The organism is Streptomyces sp. NPDC005808 (assembly GCF_042871385.1).
Classification (GTDB): Bacteria; Actinomycetota; Actinomycetes; order Streptomycetales; family Streptomycetaceae; genus Streptomyces.
Genome location: NZ_JBIAIK010000015.1, coordinates 1 through 16,986 on the forward strand (window position 1 = coordinate 1; position 16,986 = coordinate 16,986).

Consider the following 16,986-nt stretch of genomic DNA (forward strand, 5'->3'; position numbering starts at 1 on the left):
GGGGGGGGGGGGGGGGGGGGGGGGGGGGGCCGGGGGGGGGGGGGGGGGGGGGGCCCCCCCGCGCCGGGGGGGGGTTTGTTTGGGGGGGGGGGGGGGGGGGGGGGGGGGGGGGGGGGGGCCCCCCCCCCCCCCCGGAACAAGGGACGGGTAGGGGCGGAGGGGGCGAAAAACCCACCCCCGCCCCACCCCACCGCACAGCCACTTCCGGCCCCCGTCAGGTACCGTCGATTACATGAGGGCCGCACGTGCGAAAGTGCTCCCCGGACTGCTGAGCGCACTGACGCTCGCCGCCCTGGCACTCCTCACCGCCCAGGCACCCACGGCCCACGCGGCAACCGACGTGGGCACGGTGGCGGCAGCCCTCCGCGAGTCCCCGGTATACGTGGACCCCGCCGCCTCCGCCCAGCTCTCCACCGCGGACGCCGACGCCCTGGCCAAGAAGATCAAGACCGCGGACAAGCCCGTCTTCATCGCGGTACTCCCCACGGACTTCCCCACCCAGAACCTCTTCCAGAACCTCCGCACCTCCACCGGCATCACCGGCCTGTACGCGATCAGGCTCGGTGACCGGTTCGACGCCCGAGCAGACTCCGCGGTGATGTCCACCACCGCCGTGCAGAACCTCGTCACCAGCGTCCAGAACGAGGACACCACCACCCAGCTGAACGACTTCGCGGACCGCGCGCTCGCCAACATCGGCGGCGCGGCCCCCGCGAGCTGGGACTCCGGCAGCACCGACGGGGGCGGCGTCTCCACAACCGCCCTGGTCACGGTCGGCGCGGTGGCGGTGGTCGGCGGCGCGGGCGCCTACACGCTCGTACGACGGAACAAGCGCCGCAAGGCGGAGGAGCAGCGGGCAGCCCTCGACAAACTCCGCGTGGTGGTGGACGAGGACATCACGGCGTTCGGCGAGGAACTGGACCGCCTCGACTTCCACCCCGCGGAAGCGGGCGCGGACGACGCGATGCGCGCCGACTACGAGCGCGCCCTGGACGCGTACGAGCAGGCGAAGTCGTCCATGGCCGCCGCCCAGTACCCGCAGGACGTACGCGCCGTCACCAAGGCGCTGGAGGACGGCCGCTTCTCCCTCGCCGAACTCGCCGCCCGCCGCGAGGGCCGCCCGGTCCCCGAGCGCCGCGCCCCCTGCTTCTTCGACCCGCGGCACGGCCCCTCGGTCGCCGACGCGACCTGGACCCCGGCCGGCGGCGCGACCCGCGAGGTCCCGGTCTGCGCGGCGGACCGGGCCCGCCTGGCCGACGGCGCCGATCCGGCGATCCGCGAGGTGGACACGGAATACGGCCGCCGCCCCTACTGGGACGCGGGCCCCGCCTACGGCCCCTGGGCGGGCGGCTACTTCGGCGGCGGCCTGCTGCCCGGCCTCCTCGTCGGCACGATGCTCGGCAGCATGATGGCCAGTCCCGGGTACGCGGCCGACTACGGCTCCGGTTACGGCGACTTCGGCTCCGCCGGATACGCCGGCGGCGATGTCTCGGGCGCCGACTTCGATTCCGGCGACTTCAGCGGCGGGTTCGGCGGTGGTGGCGGCGACTTCGGCGGCGGGGGAGGGGACTTCGGCGGCGGCTTCTGACGTACGCCGTCACCGCCTGCGTGGCTCGCTCGGCGGCACCCCGGGAATCAGCCCGCGTCCGGCAGAGCCAGCCACTCCCGCCACGACAGGTCCCGTCCGATGAACCGGGCCTGCTCGAAGGGCCAGTCCTCGGCGATCCACCGGGGCACGAGCGAGTTCAGGTCCCGCTCCAGCTCACTGCCGACCCGCTCGTCCACGACCCACCAGGAGATCTCGGCATCGGCGCCGGCCTTCTCCGGAGGATCGATGTAGACGCACCCGAACTCCTCGGTACCCGCGTCATTGAGCAGCACGTAGTTGAAGGACTCATGGGCGGTGATCTCGGCCGCGTGCCGCTCCAGGTCTTTCTTGTTCGCCTCGTACGACATGGTCTCGGCGGGCCACCCCCACGCCTCGCCGAAGATGGACCACAGCCGCTCACGCGAGCCCATCACGGTCGGGTAGTCGATGTCCGCGTCCTCCCCGGTGATCGGACGCAGGTGGTACCCGCCGGGCAGGTCGACGCGCAGGGGATGTACGAAGTCAGCAGGCAGCCATGTCATGGGCGGAGGCTAACTTCGACTTCCGTTCGGCCGCACCGGGTTATTCCCCGGGGACCGGGAACCTCGGAGCCGGAGCAGGGAAACGCGCGTGTGCGTGCGGGGCGGGCGCCCGGACATGGCGAAGCGCCCGTCCTCTCTGGCCACCGGGGAATCAGAGGACGGGCGCTTGGAGGGTGCTGGAGAAGCCGGAGACGCCTGACGCGTCGGCGGCGGGATCAGGCGGCGGTCTTGATCGCCGAGATGTCGAAGACCAGCTTGATCTTGTCGGAGACGAGGACGCCGCCGGTCTCCAGGGCAGCGTTCCAGCTGAGGCCCCACTCGGAGCGGATGATCTGCGCCTTGCCCTCGAAGCCGACGCGCTGGTTGCCGAAGGGGTCCGTGGCGGAGCCGTTGAACTCCAGGTCGACGGTGAGCGGTTTGGTGGTGCCGAGGATCGACAGCTCACCGGTGATCCGGTAGTCGTCGCCGCCCAGGGCCTCCGCCTTGGTGGAGCGGAAGGTCATCGTCGGGAACTCGTCCGTCTTGAAGAAGTCGGCGCTCCTCAGATGCCCGTCGCGGTCCGCGGAACCGGTCTCGACGCTCTCCATCGTGACGTCGATCGAGGCGGTCGACTTGGACGGGTCCGAGCCGTCCAGGTGCAGCGTGCCCTCGAAGTCCTTGAAGTTGCCCTTGACGTTGGTCACCATCGCGTGACGGGCGACGAAGCCGATCGTCGTGTGCGACGGGTCGAGCGTGTAGTCGCCGGTCAGTGCGGCCAGTTCGGGGTTCACCTCGACAGGGGCCGTGTCCGTGTCAGTGGCGGAGGAGTCGGTCTTGCGGCCGAAGATGCTCATGATGTGCTCCTTGGGGGGACGGGTCGCGGGTTCGTCCGGAAGCCGCGGCGTGAGGTGGTCGAGCAATGCTGTTTAAATTTCAACGATGCCAACAGGAAGGAAGGTAGCCTTATTCCGTTCAAGTTTCAACATCATCCGCTGCGTGTCTGTGGCGTTACGCTGCGTCTCGTGCCCGACTCCGCACGCGAGCTCCCCGAGCTGTCCCGAGGCGACCTCCCGGTGCCCGTTCACTCCGGGGATGGCATGTGCTCCTCATGAATGTGAGGTGACTCTCAGTTGACGAGTTTGTCCGACCTCTACAAGCCGGAGCCCTCCTGAGCAGTCAGATCGCCCGCCTGAAGCTGTGGTTCTGTCGAGTGGTACCAGGAAAACAGCCCCGAGACTGTACGGAGTCAACGGCCCCCTTTCCTTGGTTCGCTTCGTAAGGTCGCTACATGACCGTTTTGGATGAGGCCGAATCCTCAGGATCCTCAGGCCCCACGGGCGAGCCCACGGACGCACGCGGGCGCGTGGCCGAGCTGCACGCGATCCGTGCGGAGGCGCTGCGGGGCCCCAGCGAGAAGGCGACCGCCGCACAGCACGCCAAGGGCAAGCTGACGGCGCGGGAGCGCATCGAGCTGCTGGTCGACGCAGGTTCGTTCCGGGAGGTCGAGCAGCTACGTCGGCACCGGGCGACCGGATTCGGCCTGGAGGCCAAGAAGCCGTACACGGACGGTGTGATCACCGGCTGGGGCACGGTCGAGGGCCGCACGGTCTTCGTGTACGCCCATGACTTCCGCATCTTCGGCGGCGCGCTGGGCGAGGCCCACGCCACGAAGATCCACAAGATCATGGACATGGCCATCGCGGCCGGGGCGCCGCTGGTCTCCCTCAATGACGGTGCGGGAGCCCGTATCCAGGAGGGCGTGTCCGCGCTCGCCGGGTACGGCGGCATCTTCCAGCGCAACACCCGCGCCTCCGGTGTCATCCCGCAGATCAGCGTGATGCTCGGCCCCTGCGCGGGCGGCGCGGCCTACAGCCCCGCCCTCACCGACTTCGTGTTCATGGTCCGCGAGACCTCGCAGATGTTCATCACCGGCCCGGACGTCGTCAAGGCGGTGACGGGCGAGGAGATCACCCAGAACGGCCTGGGTGGCGCCGACGTGCACGCCGAGACCTCCGGCGTCGCGCACTTCGCGTACGACGACGAGGAGACCTGCATCGCGGAGGTCCGCTACCTCCTGTCGATGCTGCCGCAGAACAACCGCGAGAACCCGCCGCGCGTCGCGTCGGAGGACCCCGCCGACCGTCGCTCGGACGTTCTGCTCGACCTGGTGCCGGCGGACGGCAACCGCCCGTACGACATGACGAAGGTGATCGAGGAGCTCGTCGACGACGGCGACTACCTTGAGGTGCACGAGCGTTGGGCCCGCAACATCATCTGCGCGATGGCCCGCCTCGACGGCCAGGTCGTCGGCATCGTGGCCAACCAGCCGCAGTCGCTCGCGGGTGTGCTGGACATCGAGGCCTCCGAAAAAGCTGCGCGCTTTGTCCAGATGTGTGACGCTTTTAACATTCCGATCGTCACCCTTCTGGATGTCCCCGGGTTCCTGCCCGGTGTCGACCAGGAGCACGGCGGAATCATTCGGCACGGCGCGAAGCTGTTGTACGCGTACTGCAACGCGACGGTGCCGAGGATCTCGCTGATCCTGCGCAAGGCGTACGGAGGTGCGTACATCGTCATGGACAGCCAGTCCATCGGCGCGGACCTCACGTTCGCCTGGCCGACGAACGAGATCGCCGTGATGGGTGCGGAAGGCGCGGCCAACGTCATCTTCCGCCGCCAGATCGCGGAGGCGGAGGACCCCGAGGCGATGCGCGTGCGCATGGTCAAGGAGTACAAGGCCGAGCTGATGCACCCCTACTACGCGGCCGAGCGGGGCCTTGTCGACGATGTCATCGACCCCGCCGAGACCCGGGAAGTGCTCATCAGGTCCCTCGCGATGCTGCACACCAAGCACGCGGACCTGCCCTCCCGCAAGCACGGCAACCCCCCGCAGTAACCCTGCGGATCCTCCGCGGCAGCGCTGCGGAAACCTCTCTCACGGAGACTGAATCCATGAACAACTCTGACATCCGCGTCGAGAAGGGCCACGCCGAGCCCGAGGAAGTCGCCGCCCTCACGGCCATCCTGCTGGCTCGCGCGGCGGCAGCGCCCGCTTCCGCCACGTCCCACAACGCCGCCCACCCCAAGGCCGGCTGGCGCCGCCTGGAGCGCGAGCCCGGCTTCCGGGCACCGCACAGCTGGCACTGACGCCTTCAACGCGCACACGGCCCCGCTCTCCCTCCGGAGAGCGGGGCCGTGGTGTCGGCGGGCGCGGTACGGCCGCCGGGGAGCCCACGACAGACAACGGCCCCTGCTTCTCCGTGCGGAGAAGCAGGGGCCGTCGGGCGAAGAGCTGGGTCCCGGGGAGACCGCTAGCGCAACCGCGCCATCAGCGCGTGCTCCACGAGCGTGATCAGCGCCGACTTGGCGTCCGCGCGGTGGCGGGCGTCGGTCGTGATGATCGGAGCGTCCGGACCGATCTGCAGGGCCTCGCGGACCTCTTCCGGGTTGTACGGCTGGTTGCCGTCGAAGCCGTTGAGGGCGATGACGAACGGGAGACCCGAGTTCTCGAAGTAGTCGACCGCGGGAAAGCAGTCGGCGAGACGCCGGGTGTCCACGAGCACGATCGCGCCGATGGCGCCGCGGACCAGGTCGTCCCACATGAACCAGAAACGGTCCTGGCCCGGCGTACCGAACAGGTACAGGATCAGGTCCTGGTCCAGGGTGATGCGTCCGAAGTCCATGGCGACGGTGGTCGTCGTCTTGTCTCCGGTGTGCGTGAGGTCGTCGATGCCCGCTGACGCGGACGTCATGACGGCCTCTGTGCGCAGCGGGTTGATCTCCGAGACGGCCCCGACGAACGTGGTCTTGCCCACGCCGAAGCCGCCCGCCACCACGATCTTCGCGGACGTGGTGGAGCGGGAAGGCCCTCCGCTAGAGCTTGCGAAGTCCACTGAGCACCCTTTCGAGCAAAGTCACGTCTGGCTGACCGCCGGCGTTCTCGTCACCGCCGGGCTGATGGATGGCGACCAGGCCCGCCTCCGCCAAGTCGGCGACGAGAATCCTGGCCACACCGAGAGGGATCGTCAGCAGCGCCGAGATTTCGGCCACCGACTTGATCTCCCGGCAGAGGTTGCAGATCCGCTGATGCTCGGGCAATTGGCCCTGCATCTGGTGCGGTTGTGCGGTGGTGTGCACCAGCGCCTCGATGGCGAGCTGGTAGCGGGGCCTGGTACGGCCGCCTGTCATGGCGTACGGACGCACCAGAGGGTTGTGCGTGGACCCGGCCGGTGAAGGCTCGGGGTTGCGGCGCTGCGGCTGCACGGGCTGGATGCGCGGCGCCGACGGCTGGTCGTACGGAGAGGACCCGGGACCCTGGGGTGCGTACGGCTGCTGGTGCCGAGGGGTCGGTGCGGAGGGGAAGTTGTACCGGTTCGGGTTCTGTGAACCGTCACCCTGGCCGCCCTGCCCCTGGCTGGGGCCGTACGACCAGTTGCCCGAAGACGAACCGTCTGGGGGTGTTGCCACTTTCTCCTCCTCCGACTGTGCCGGGCACCCATCACTGAGGGACCGCGTCCCGAAACCTTATGGCCTCGGGACACCAATACGCACCGTCTGTCTGTTAGTTGAGAAGACTCCCCTGGAGCTCTGCCCGAAGGTCCGGAGTCAGGACCGTACCGGCACGGTCCACCAGAAGCGCCATCTCGTATCCGACGAGACCGATGTCCGCCTCCGGGTGTGCGAGGACGGCGAGGGACGAACCATCGGATACGGACATGATGAAGAGGAATCCCCGCTCCATCTCCACAACCGTCTGGTTCACGTGGCCGCCCTCGAAGATGCGGGAAGCTCCCGCGGTCAACGAGGTCAGACCGGATGCGACGGCCGCCAACTGGTCGGCACGGTCACGGGGAAAGCCTTCGGACATCGCCAGAAGGAGTCCGTCGGCGGAGACCACCACGGTGTGGGACACCCCGGGGGTGTTGTCCACGAAGTTGGTGATCAACCAGTTCAGGTTCTGCGCCGCCTGGCTCATCGGGCTCACACTAACGCTCCTGGTTGTAGGTGCTGTCAGGACCACTGTGCTGATTCGTAGTGGCCTGGCCGTTCGTGTTCGTGTCACTACCTGCGTTGCGTCCCTGCTGCACGCCGCGGCGCAGGTTGCTCAGCCTGCCCCGGATGTCCTCCGGAGCGCGGGAGACCTGCGGGCCGCCCTGCGGGGTCGATTCAGCGGTTCCCTCGACCAGATTGGCCTTGGGCACCCGCCGAGGCAGACCTGACGGGGTGACCCCGCCGGCCTTGGGCTTCTTGAGCTGCTCGGCGCGCTGCCACCGGTCGTCGTTGGAGGAGCGCCAGTCGTCGGGGCCCTCCGTCGTGGTCGCCGGCGGAGTCTGGTCCCTGCGCTCCACGGACCGCCGGCCGTTGCCTGTCGCGGCGGCACCGCGGCGGGGGAGACCGGCGTCGGTCAGGGCGTGGGGGGCAGAGGGTGCAGGCCCCGGTCGGCCCAAGCCTACGCGGTCCTGCTCACCCGCGTCAGCGGTCTTGGAGGATTCCGCTTCCGGAGCGTACTCGGACCGGTACGCATTCTGCTGCGCGTCGCGCTGGGGCCACTCCTCCTGGTAGGACGGCTCCGCGAAGGCCGAGAACGTCGCCGGGGCGGAGCTTCCGTTCCCCGCGCGCTCGTCCTGAACCGGCTCCGTATAGGCGGGCTCCGGGTAGCCGCCGTTCGTCGGGAAGTACGTCTCGTCGTACGCCCCCTGCTGCGGCTCCTCGTACGTCGTCTGCTGTTCGTACGTGGCTTGCTGCTCCTCGTACGGGGCCTGCCCGTTGACGTAAGGAGCCTGGCCGTCAGGAGCCTGGCCGTTGTCGTAGGGCGCCTGAGCGTTGTCGTACGGACCCTGCCCGTTGGCATAGGGGGCCTGTCCGTTGCCGTACGCGGGCTGCTGGGCCTCGAAGCCGTCCTGATAGCTCGGAGCCTCCAGAGCCTCCGGCTGGCCGCCTGCCTGGGCCTCCAGGGCCGCACGGCGTTCCTCGCGCATCAGGGAGCGGCCCACGGGGTCCAACTCGCGTATGTCGTCCGGCACTTCGTAGCGGCTGTCGTCGAAGCCGAGCTCGGCGGCCGTGAGCAGCGGCTGCTGGCCCTGACTCTGGAACGGCTCGCCTTGGAAGGACGGCTGGTCCGGCATGATCTGCGAGACCGTGAACTCGTCGCGCTGGAGCTGCTGTTCGCCGCCGCCGCCACCGTGGGTGATCGCGTCGGGGAGCATGACCAGGGAGGTCGTACCGGCCTGCTCGCCGGAGGGGCGGAGCTGGACGCGGATGCCGTGCCGGTCGGACAGCCGGCCGACCACGAACAGGCCCATGCGCTGCGAGATCGCGGCGTCCACGGTCGGCGGGTTGGCCAGCTTGTGGTTGATGTCCGCGAAGTCCTCGGCGGTGAGGCCGATGCCCTTGTCGTGGATCTCGACCATGATGCGGCCGTCCGGGAGACGGGTCGCGGTGACGCGGACCTTGGTCTGCGGGGAGGAGAACGTCGTGGCGTTCTCCAGGAGCTCGGCGAGCAGGTGCACGAGGTCGGTCACGGCGCGGCCGTGGATCTCGGCCTCCGGGACGCCGGAGAGCTCGATGCGCTCGTACTGCTCCACTTCGGAGGAGGCCGCTCGCAGGACGTCCACGAGGGGCACCGGCTGGTCCCAGCGGCGGCCCGGCTCCTCGCCGGCGAGGACCAGGAGGTTCTCGCCGTTGCGGCGCATACGGGTAGCGAGGTGGTCCAGGCGGAAGAGGTTCTCCAGCTGGTCCGGGTCGGCCTCGTTGTTCTCCAGGTCGGTGATCAGGGTCAGCTGGCCCTCGATCAGGGACTGGTTGCGGCGCGAGAGGTTGGTGAAGATCGCGTTGATGTTGCCTCGCAGGAGGGCCTGCTCGGCGGCCAGTCGTACGGCCTCACGGTGGACCTGGTCGAAGGCGCGGGCGACTTCGCCGATCTCGTCCGTGGTGGTGATCGGGATGGGCTGTACGCGGGTGTCGACGCGGCCGGGGTCGGTGCGCGAGAGCTGGTCGACGAGCATCGGCAGGCGCTGCTCGGCCACGTTGAAGGCCGCGTTGCGCAGCTGGCGCATCGCGCGGCTCATCTGGCGGGCGACCATGCCGGCCAGGATGAACGCGGCGAGCAGGGCGATCACGACGGCGGCACCGGTGATGATGGCGTCGCGCTTGGCGCTGGCGGAGATGTCGGCGGCCTCGGCCACGGCTTTGTCGGTCAGATCCGACTCGATCGTGCGGTAGGCGTCGTACTTGCCGGTGTTGACCGCCCACCAGTTGTCCGCGGTGATGCCCTGCGAGGCGAGCGCGTCGCGGGCACTCTGGTCCGTGGAGGAGAGCGTCGCGATGGCCGAGACCATCGCGGTGTCCCCGGACGGCGGGGGAACATAGGTCTGGCCCTGGGCCGCGGCGGCCTCGGCGGCGGCCTTGGCCTGGGCGGCGCCGTCGGCCTTGAGCTGCTTCTGGGCGTCCTCGAGTTTCGCCGCGTCGGCGTCGGTGCCACCGCCGATGTACTCCTCGACGGCGATGCCTTCGAGGTAGGCGTACGAGGAGAGGGCGACGCGCTGCTTGGCCAGGTCCTCATCGGTGGGGCCGGGCTTCAGCAGCAGGTGCATGCCGATGGACCGCTGCAGTGACTCCGCGGCCTTGGAGAGGGAGACCGCGTAGACGGTACGGCCGTAGCTGGTGATGTTTCCGGTGCCCAGGCCGAGCTCGTTGGAGAACTCCATCAGCGGGTGCTGGATCTGGGTGTAGCCCTCTTCGGTCTGCACGCCGGTGAGCGCGGGGGTGTACGCAGCCTTGCGCAGGGTGGCGAGGCCGGGCTCGACCTTGCGGAAGACGTCCAGGCGGCGCTGCAGACCGGCCGTCTGGGGCATGTTCTGGGCGGCTTCGTCGAAGGCGTCGGCCGCCGCGTCCGTGGCCGCGCGGGCCTTCACCACCGTCTCGTCCTTCTCGCCCTTGCCGGTCAGCAGTGGCGCGGCGGAGACGTCGCGCTCGACGAACAGCTTGTCGCCGTAGTTCAGCGCTGCCTGCACCAGCCGTGCCGTCTTCTCGGCGTCCTCGGCCTGCTGCCAGGTGTCGATCGAGCTCCTCACCTGGAAGCCGCCCATGACCAGGCCGACCACCACGGGGATGAGCAGAATCGCGTTCAGTCTGGTCGGCACGCGCCAGTTGCGCGGGGAGAAACGACTGCCGCTCGGCGCGGGGGCCGGAATGGGCTCGGAGGAGCCGGGCATCTGTGCGGGCGCCGCGACACGCGGCGGCGGGGTGAAGTTGCCCCGCGCCGACGGCTCGGGACCGTTCTTGCTTCGCCTCACTCGACCAAAACCTCTCGGCGTCGGCACCTACGTTGTGCCGCGGTGTCTCCGGCGCCCTTGACTACTGGGCAGGTCAGCGCATTCCAGCACGTCACTCGGCGCCCTTCCAAACACTCGGAACCCATGATTCCAGGTGAGGTAAGCCCCGGATAAAACGGTCATAAAGAACGAGCCCCGCCAAAAGGCGGGGCCTTTGTGAGCACAGCGGTACCGGGTGAACGCGATGCGTGGCGATGCCCATGAAATTCTCTGTCGAAACGTTATGAACACTGTCGCCGACCGTGTCAAACGACACAGCCGACTCCAGGGCGTCTACGACAACTGCCTTATGGAACTGTCGACTTGTGGACCGGGAGAAGCGCACCATCCGTTGCCCCCGTCCCGCGGTCCGCTACCGCAGACGTGCCATGAGCGCATGTTCGACGAGCGTGATGAGCGCGCTCTTCGCGTCCGCGCGGTGCCGGGCGTCCGTCGTGATGATCGGAGCGTCCGGACCGATCTGCAGGGCCTCGCGGACCTCTTCGGGATTGTACGGCTGGTGCCCGTCGAAGCCGTTGAGGGCGATGACGAACGGCAGCCCGGAGTTCTCGAAGTAGTCGACCGCGGGGAAGCAGTCGGCGAGACGGCGGGTGTCGACCAGTACCACCGCGCCGATGGCGCCGCGGACCAGGTCGTCCCACATGAACCAGAAACGGTCCTGGCCCGGCGTACCGAAGAGGTACAGGATCAGGTCCTGGTCCAGGGTGATGCGTCCGAAGTCCATGGCCACCGTGGTGGTGGTCTTGTCCCCGGTATGGGTGAGGTCGTCGATGCCCGCGGACGCGGACGTCATGACGGCCTCCGTGCGCAGCGGGTTGATCTCCGAGACGGCGCCCACGAACGTGGTCTTGCCCACGCCGAAGCCACCCGCCACCACGATCTTCGCGGAGGTGGTCGCCCGGCCTCCGTCAGAGCTTGCGAAGTCCACTGAGCACCCTTTCGAGCAAAGTCACGTCCGGCGCGCCGCCGTTGCTCTCGTCGCCGCCCGGCTGATGGATGGCGACGAGTCCGGCCTCGGCGAGGTCCGCGACAAGGATCCGTGCCACTCCCAGTGGCATGGACAGAAGTGCCGATACCTCGGCGACGGACTTCACCTCACGGCACAGGTGGCAGATCCGCTGGTGCTCAGGGAGCAGCCCCATCAGCTGCGCCGGGTCGGCCGTGGTGCTGATCAGTGCCTCGATGGCGAGCTGGTAGCGCGGCCGGGTCCGGCCGCCGGTCATCGCGTACGGACGTACCAGCGGCTGGTCGCCTTCATCCTCGTACGTATGTGCGTACGGATCATGAGAGGCGTTGGGCGGGGTCATGGGTCCTCCGGGCGGGACAGCAGGTGGGTCAGTCGTGCCGTCTGTTGAGGCCGGTGAGGGGACAATGTGTCGGCCGGACGGTGATTTGGTGCTGTGGGTAGAACCCAGAGCGGTCAGTGGAGCAGACTTCCCTGTAGTTCGGCGCGCAGGTCCGGCGTGAGCACTGCGCCCGCGCGGTCGACGAGCAGCGCCATCTCGTAGCCGACAAGGCCGATGTCGCAGTCCGGGTGGGAGAGGACCGCAAGGGACGATCCGTCTGAGACGGACATCAGGAAAAGAAACCCGCGCTCCATCTCCACGACCGTCTGAGCCACCGTGCCGCCCTCGAAGATCCGGGATGCCCCGGCCGTCAGCGAGGTGAGCCCGGACGCGACCGCCGCGAGCTGGTCGGCGCGGTCGCGCGGGAAGCCTTCGGACATCGCCAGAAGAAGGCCGTCGGCGGACACGACGACGGTGTGGGACACCCCAGGGGTGTTGTCCACGAAGTTGGTGATCAACCAGTTCAGGTTCTGTGCGGCCTGGCTCATCTGACTCAACTAGTGCTCCTGCTGGTGAGTGGGGCTGGGGAAGCTGCCGGTCTGGCCGGTACCGGCCTGGCGACCCTGCTGAATGCCCCGACGGAGATTGGTCAGCCGGCCGCGTACGTCATCGGGCGCACGCGAGACCTGAGGACCTGTTTGGTGCGTTTGCTGCTGTGCCGTGCCCGCCACGAGGTTGGCTCGCGGGACGCGGCGCGGCAGGCCTGAGGTGGTGACCCCGCCCGCCGAAGGCTGACGGACGCGTTCTGCCTGCCGGACGAGGTCGTCGTTCGGCGAGGTGCGCCAGGACGCCTGGGCGGCGGCCGGCGCGGCGGCGGGCCGCGGGGGAACCGCGGGCGCCGCCTGAGGCTGCGGGGCTGGGGGCTGCGGGGCCTGAGCCTGCGGGGCCTGGGGAGGAACCTGCGAGCCGTTGGTCTGGTTGTGCTGGTTGTTGTTCTGGGCGGCTGCCGCCGCGGCCTGCTGACCGTGGAACCAGTTGGTCTCCAGCGTGTCGTACAGCGGCGTACGTCCGTCACCGGGGCCGGCCGGCGGCAGGGCCTCGTGCTCCGGCTGCGCGACGGGCCGCTGCGGTACCTGCGGGCGCTCGAACTGGCCGGTGGACGACGGGCCCTGGCCGTTGCCGTACCCGGGATTCGCGAACTGGCCGGTGGACGACGGGTACTGGGAGGCGCCGTAGCCCGGGGTGGCGAACTGGCCCGTGGTGGACGGGTTCTGACCCGTGGGCACTGTGCCCGAAGAACCGAAGACATCCGGACGGACGAACTGACCTGGGTTCTGGGCCGAGTACTGCCCCGTGCCCTGACCGGAGTACTGCCCGGGGTTCTGCGGCGGGACGGCACCAGGGCGCGGAGCGTCGAAGTCGGGGCGGGAGAACTCCGACGTGGCTGCGGTGGGTGTGGGACCTTGGCGGTCGTCGATCCGCGGAAACTCCGAAGTGCCAGCCGGGCCCTGACGATCGTCGAAGCGCGGCATGCGCGAGGTGGAGTCGGGATCCTCGTGGCCGCGCGGGGTGTCGAGGGAAGCGCGCGGCACGGGCGGCTGGGCGTTGTCGTCGCTCCAGCTCGGCCGGGACTGCGTGTTGCCACCCGGGAGTTCGGCGCGTGCGCCACCACGGCCCGGCAGCTGAGGCCTGCGCCGGCTGCCCTTGCCGGCCGGCGGCTGCTGCGGGGGTGTGGCCGGGGGGCCGCTCTGCCGTGCACCTGGTGCGTCGCCGAAACCGCTCTGCCGGTTGCCGGACGCGTCACCGAACCCGCCCTGGCGGGCACCGGATCCGTCGCCGAAGCCCTGCGCGCCGGTTCCCGCGGCCGGGAGGCCCTGCGGGGCTCCCGGCGTGCTCTGCCCGAAGGCGTTGACGCCGGCACCGGCCGGGGTGGGCCTGCCCTGCGGCGAGTTGCCCGGACCCTGCGGTCCACGAGATCCGCCCGGTGCACCCGGGCGACCGCCCTGGCTGCCGGGGAGTGCGGCACGCGGCCCCTGGCCCGCGCCGACCTGTCCGCGCTGGGGCGGGGCACCGACACGTCCGGGGTTGCCGCCGCCACCGAGGGCCGGACCGCCCTGGCCGTTGCCACGGCGGGCAGCGCCGGAGGCTTGCGAGGATGCCGGACCGGCGCTCTGACCCGGCTTGTTCGGAACCTTCTTGCCGCCCTGGGCGACGTCCACGGGAAGCATGACGAGGGCGGTCGTGCCGCCGGAGTCGGACGGGCGCAGCTGGATACGGATGCCGTGGCGCTGCGACAGCCGGCCGACCACGAACAGACCCATGCGGCGCGACACCGAGACGTCCACGGTGGGCGGCGAGGCAAGCCGCTCGTTGATCGCCGCGAGGTCCTCGGGGGAGAGGCCGATTCCGGTGTCGTGGATCTCGATCAGCACGCGGCCGTCGGGCAGCGCGTGACCGGTGACCTTGACCTTGGTCTGCGGCGAGGAGAACGACGTGGCGTTCTCCAGCAGCTCGGCGAGCAGGTGCACGAGGTCGTTGACCACACGGCCGGCCACTTCGGTGGTCGGCACGGAGGACAGCTCGATGCGCTCGTACTGCTCCACCTCGGAGGCGGCGGCGCGGAGCACGTCGACCAGGGGGACCGGGCGGGTCCAGCGTCGGCCGGGCTCCTCACCGGCGAGAACGAGGAGGTTCTCACCGTTACGGCGCATGCGGGTCGCGAGGTGGTCGAGCTTGAACAGCGAGGAGAGCTGGTCCGGGTCGGCCTCGCGGGACTCCAGTTCGGAGATGAGCGAGAGCTGACGCTGGATGAGGCCCTGAGAGCGGCGCGAGAGGTTGGTGAACATCGCGTTGACGTTGCCTCGCAGGAGGGCCTGCTCGGCGGCCAGTCGTACGGCCTCGCGGTGCACGTCGTCGAAGGCCGCGGCGACCTGGCCGATCTCGTCCCGGGAGTGCACACCGACCGACTCGACGGAGGTGTCGACGTCCTGCGGGTCGGACTCGGAGAGCTGCTTGACCAGCTCGGGCAGCCGCTCCTGGGCGACCTTGGTCGCGGTGTCCTGGAGCCGGCGCAGCGAGCGGATCATGGACCGGGCCACCACGAAGGCGCCGACCAGCGAGACACCGAGAACCAGGAGGATCAGCGCACCCGAGATGATCGCTTCACTCTCGGCCTCGTTGCGCAGTTCGCGGGCCTTCTGCTCCATCTCGCCGAGCAGCGTGGTCTCGATGTTCGCCATCTGCCCGATCTTGGTCGAGTCGTCGTCGACCCAGTCCAGATACGAGCGCTTGTCCCGCGTCGCCAGACCGTTCTTGCTGGCCAGCACACGCTTGGCGTAGTCGTCGGCCGCTTCGATGGTCGGGTTGCCGCTCTCGATGGGCTTGAGGAGCTCGGCGGAGCCGTCCCCGTAGATGCTCTCGAAGCTGCTGAGGTCGGACTCCTGGCTCTGCTGCGCCGAGAGCGCGTACTGCCGGTCGTTCTCGGACAGCGAACCGAAGGTCGTGTTGCTCTCGGGCAGCGCGGCCGCGATGACCGCGCGCTGGACGGAGGCGTACTCCTTGGCCGAGGAGAAGGCCGCCAGCGCACGGGTGCGCTGGATCATCTCCGGGTTGCTGGTCGCCTCGGCCATGTCCTGCGAGAGCTCGAGGAGCTGGGTGATGACGCGGTGGTACGCCTCGACCGTCTGCGTGGAGTTGTTGGGCTCGTCGTAGGCGTCGCTGCGGATGCTGTTGAGCTTCTGCAGTTCGCGCGTGAGGCCGACGAGGCTGTCCCGTACGCCGGTGAGCTGCCCGTCCGCACTCGAGTCGTCGATCTCCTGGACGCCCTCGAGGAAGTTCTTCTTCGCGATGTCGGTGGCGTCGCGGACGCCCTTGACCGTGGGGGAGGTGGCCGTGGCGCCGTGCACCAGTGGCCCCGCCGTCGTGTCGCGCTCCTTCTGGAGCGCGGCCGAGAGCTCGGTCGCCTGCTTGGTGATGTCGGTGAGCAGCTTCATGTTGTCGAGCTGCTGGATGTCGTCCATCGACTGGTTGATGCGCAGTGCGCCGAGCGAGGTCGCGGCGACCACGGGGAGCGCGAGCAGCGAGACCAGACGCGTCGAGATGCGCCAGTTGCGCAGGGCTATTCGCGAGCCGCTGCCCGAGGGGCCCTGCGGATTCCTCGCGGCCGGTTTGGCGGCAGCCGTCGCGCCGGAGCGCGCGGAACGCTCACCGCCGCCGACCTCTGCCGGTCCCGGGTTCTGGGCGTGCTGGGGCGAGGAACTGCCTTTAGTGGGGCCAGTCCCGCCGTGCGGCTCCGGCTCCGCCGGAGCGCTGCCATCCCTCTTGAAACGTCCCTGCACTAGCGTCGCAACCTCTGGACCAGGCGCCCCTCCGCGAAACGGCGGGACGGTGTCGGTGTCGTTCAGGGGCGCAGATGCGCCCCCTGGTGGTCGTCAGTGACCGGCGCTGGATCCCCTTTCCGCCGCTGCTCGGCGCTGCGTTGCGCCCCCTGCGCGCCGGTTTCGATCCCGCGGCGGTCCGTGGAATTGCAGCACAGTGGCGGATCTCCAACAAGGGCCGAGTACCAGGCTGTGACCTCCGTGACAGCTTGTGAGTGCCGCGTCACGAGACGTAGAAAGTGATCCCGTACATAACGGACTTATCCCTACGAGGTGTTGACGTGCTCGGGGTGTCCCAGTCGCCATGATCAGGAGCGGAATGTCGGCTTCAGTGGAGCAATGTCTGTTTCGCCGGTTCGGAACCGGGGCCTGAATTGACCGCTTTGCCTGGTAGTAAGTGAGGAAACTCACACCACGATCATGGCGTCTCCGCGGCTTCGCCCGGGAATTGCATGTTTAGCCTGACGCTTTACAGGGATGGCGAATCCGACAACCCGCGCCCGCGCGAGGCCTCTTGAGGCCCGCCGGGCGCCCCCACGACGACAAGGTCGAATACAACAGTGAAGACCACGATGATGTTCCGCAACATAGCCAACCCGCGACGCACCACGCTGGCCCACCTCGAGGACGCCGACGAGCTGCGCACGCCGGAGCAGCCGGAGCACTCGGTCGACCTCCCCGCCCAGACCGCCAACCCCCGCCGCACCATCCTCATGGAAGCGCCGGTCGCCGCCTCCGTCGCGGAGTAGTGCGCCCGCCGGCGGCCCGTCGCCCGAGCCGCCGGCGTAGGGATGCCGGGTTGTCGGCGTAGGGATGCCGGGTTGTCGGCCTGCGGACACCGGGCCGCCCGCCGATATGCGCGAAGCGCCCGGCCCTTCCCGC

At 69.4% G+C, this 16,986-nt stretch carries 14 protein-coding genes; 4 read left to right on the plus strand and 10 right to left on the minus strand.

Annotated features, from left to right (window positions below):
* Window positions 1-232: 232 nt before the first annotated feature.
* The gene (locus ACFYPC_RS28420) at window positions 233-1,588 is read left to right on the plus strand and encodes a hypothetical protein (RefSeq protein ID WP_388681794.1); all 1,356 of its coding nucleotides are present in this window, start codon (window positions 233-235) and stop codon (window positions 1,586-1,588) included.
* A gap of 47 nt (window positions 1,589-1,635) precedes the next feature.
* On the opposite strand, the gene ACFYPC_RS28425 is transcribed toward ACFYPC_RS28420, so the two are convergent.
* The gene (locus ACFYPC_RS28425; RefSeq protein WP_388681797.1) at window positions 1,636-2,130 is read right to left on the minus strand and encodes an N-acetyltransferase; all 495 of its coding nucleotides are present in this window, start codon (window positions 2,128-2,130) and stop codon (window positions 1,636-1,638) included.
* A 215-nt stretch (window positions 2,131-2,345) separates the two neighbouring features.
* Entirely contained in the window at window positions 2,346-2,963 is a 618-nt protein-coding gene (locus ACFYPC_RS28430; RefSeq protein ID WP_388681800.1) for a YceI family protein, read from the minus strand.
* A gap of 434 nt (window positions 2,964-3,397) precedes the next feature.
* Between ACFYPC_RS28430 and ACFYPC_RS28435 the strand changes: the two genes are divergently transcribed.
* Entirely contained in the window at window positions 3,398-5,005 is a 1,608-nt protein-coding gene (locus tag ACFYPC_RS28435; RefSeq protein ID WP_388681803.1) for an acyl-CoA carboxylase subunit beta, read from the plus strand.
* A 56-nt stretch (window positions 5,006-5,061) separates the two neighbouring features.
* Window positions 5,062-5,256, plus strand: a complete 195-nt coding sequence (locus ACFYPC_RS28440; RefSeq protein WP_388681805.1) for an acyl-CoA carboxylase epsilon subunit — start codon at window positions 5,062-5,064, stop codon at window positions 5,254-5,256.
* Between the two features lie 164 nt (window positions 5,257-5,420).
* Here ACFYPC_RS28440 and ACFYPC_RS28445 read toward each other — a convergent pair whose 3' ends face one another.
* The 8 genes from ACFYPC_RS28445 to ACFYPC_RS28480 all read right to left on the minus strand — a co-directional run bounded on the left by ACFYPC_RS28445 (window position 5,421) and on the right by ACFYPC_RS28480 (window position 16,065).
* Window positions 5,421-6,002 carry an ATP/GTP-binding protein gene (locus ACFYPC_RS28445; protein ID WP_103554950.1) on the minus strand — a complete coding sequence of 194 codons (582 nt, stop codon included), beginning with the start codon at window positions 6,000-6,002 and terminating at the stop codon, window positions 5,421-5,423.
* Window positions 5,983-6,576: a DUF742 domain-containing protein gene (locus tag ACFYPC_RS28450; protein WP_388681808.1), complete on the minus strand. Its 594-nt coding sequence runs from the start codon at window positions 6,574-6,576 to the stop codon at window positions 5,983-5,985. The genes ACFYPC_RS28445 and ACFYPC_RS28450 overlap by 20 nt, the downstream gene beginning before the upstream one ends.
* Window positions 6,577-6,670: 94 nt before the next feature.
* On the minus strand, window positions 6,671-7,084 hold the full coding sequence (locus ACFYPC_RS28455) for a roadblock/LC7 domain-containing protein (protein ID WP_266836330.1): 414 nt from the start codon (window positions 7,082-7,084) through the stop codon (window positions 6,671-6,673).
* A gap of 10 nt (window positions 7,085-7,094) precedes the next feature.
* Window positions 7,095-10,403: a nitrate- and nitrite sensing domain-containing protein gene (locus ACFYPC_RS28460; RefSeq protein WP_388681810.1), complete on the minus strand. Its 3,309-nt coding sequence runs from the start codon at window positions 10,401-10,403 to the stop codon at window positions 7,095-7,097.
* Between the two features lie 391 nt (window positions 10,404-10,794).
* Window positions 10,795-11,370, minus strand: coding sequence for an ATP/GTP-binding protein (locus ACFYPC_RS28465; protein WP_028802395.1), 576 nt, complete (start codon window positions 11,368-11,370; stop codon window positions 10,795-10,797).
* Entirely contained in the window at window positions 11,351-11,749 is a 399-nt protein-coding gene (locus ACFYPC_RS28470) for a DUF742 domain-containing protein (RefSeq protein WP_384379036.1), read from the minus strand. Before ACFYPC_RS28470 ends, ACFYPC_RS28465 begins: the two co-directional genes overlap by 20 nt.
* A gap of 113 nt (window positions 11,750-11,862) precedes the next feature.
* Window positions 11,863-12,276, minus strand: coding sequence for a roadblock/LC7 domain-containing protein (locus ACFYPC_RS28475; protein ID WP_044471908.1), 414 nt, complete (start codon window positions 12,274-12,276; stop codon window positions 11,863-11,865).
* Between the two features lie 9 nt (window positions 12,277-12,285).
* On the minus strand, window positions 12,286-16,065 hold the full coding sequence (locus ACFYPC_RS28480) for a nitrate- and nitrite sensing domain-containing protein (protein WP_388681813.1): 3,780 nt from the start codon (window positions 16,063-16,065) through the stop codon (window positions 12,286-12,288).
* Window positions 16,066-16,664: 599 nt separating this feature from the next.
* Between ACFYPC_RS28480 and ACFYPC_RS28485 the strand changes: the two genes are divergently transcribed.
* A complete protein-coding gene (locus ACFYPC_RS28485) occupies window positions 16,665-16,853 on the plus strand; it encodes a hypothetical protein (protein ID WP_388681816.1) in 189 nt (62 codons plus the stop codon).
* Window positions 16,854-16,986 lie beyond the last annotated feature (133 nt).

Excerpts from the sequence above, each read along its gene's own strand:
- ACFYPC_RS28420 (WP_388681794.1), top strand. The coding sequence starts at position 233 with ATGAGGGCCGCACGTGCGAAAGTGCTCCCCGGACTGCTGAGCGCACTG.
- ACFYPC_RS28425 (WP_388681797.1), bottom strand. The coding sequence starts at position 2,130 with ATGACATGGCTGCCTGCTGACTTCGTACATCCCCTGCGCGTCGACCTG.
- ACFYPC_RS28430 (WP_388681800.1), bottom strand. The coding sequence starts at position 2,963 with ATGAGCATCTTCGGCCGCAAGACCGACTCCTCCGCCACTGACACGGAC.
- ACFYPC_RS28435 (WP_388681803.1), top strand. The coding sequence starts at position 3,398 with ATGACCGTTTTGGATGAGGCCGAATCCTCAGGATCCTCAGGCCCCACG.
- ACFYPC_RS28440 (WP_388681805.1), top strand. The coding sequence starts at position 5,062 with ATGAACAACTCTGACATCCGCGTCGAGAAGGGCCACGCCGAGCCCGAG.
- ACFYPC_RS28455 (WP_266836330.1), bottom strand. The coding sequence starts at position 7,084 with ATGAGCCAGGCGGCGCAGAACCTGAACTGGTTGATCACCAACTTCGTG.
- ACFYPC_RS28470 (WP_384379036.1), bottom strand. The coding sequence starts at position 11,749 with ATGACCCCGCCCAACGCCTCTCATGATCCGTACGCACATACGTACGAG.
- ACFYPC_RS28475 (WP_044471908.1), bottom strand. The coding sequence starts at position 12,276 with ATGAGCCAGGCCGCACAGAACCTGAACTGGTTGATCACCAACTTCGTG.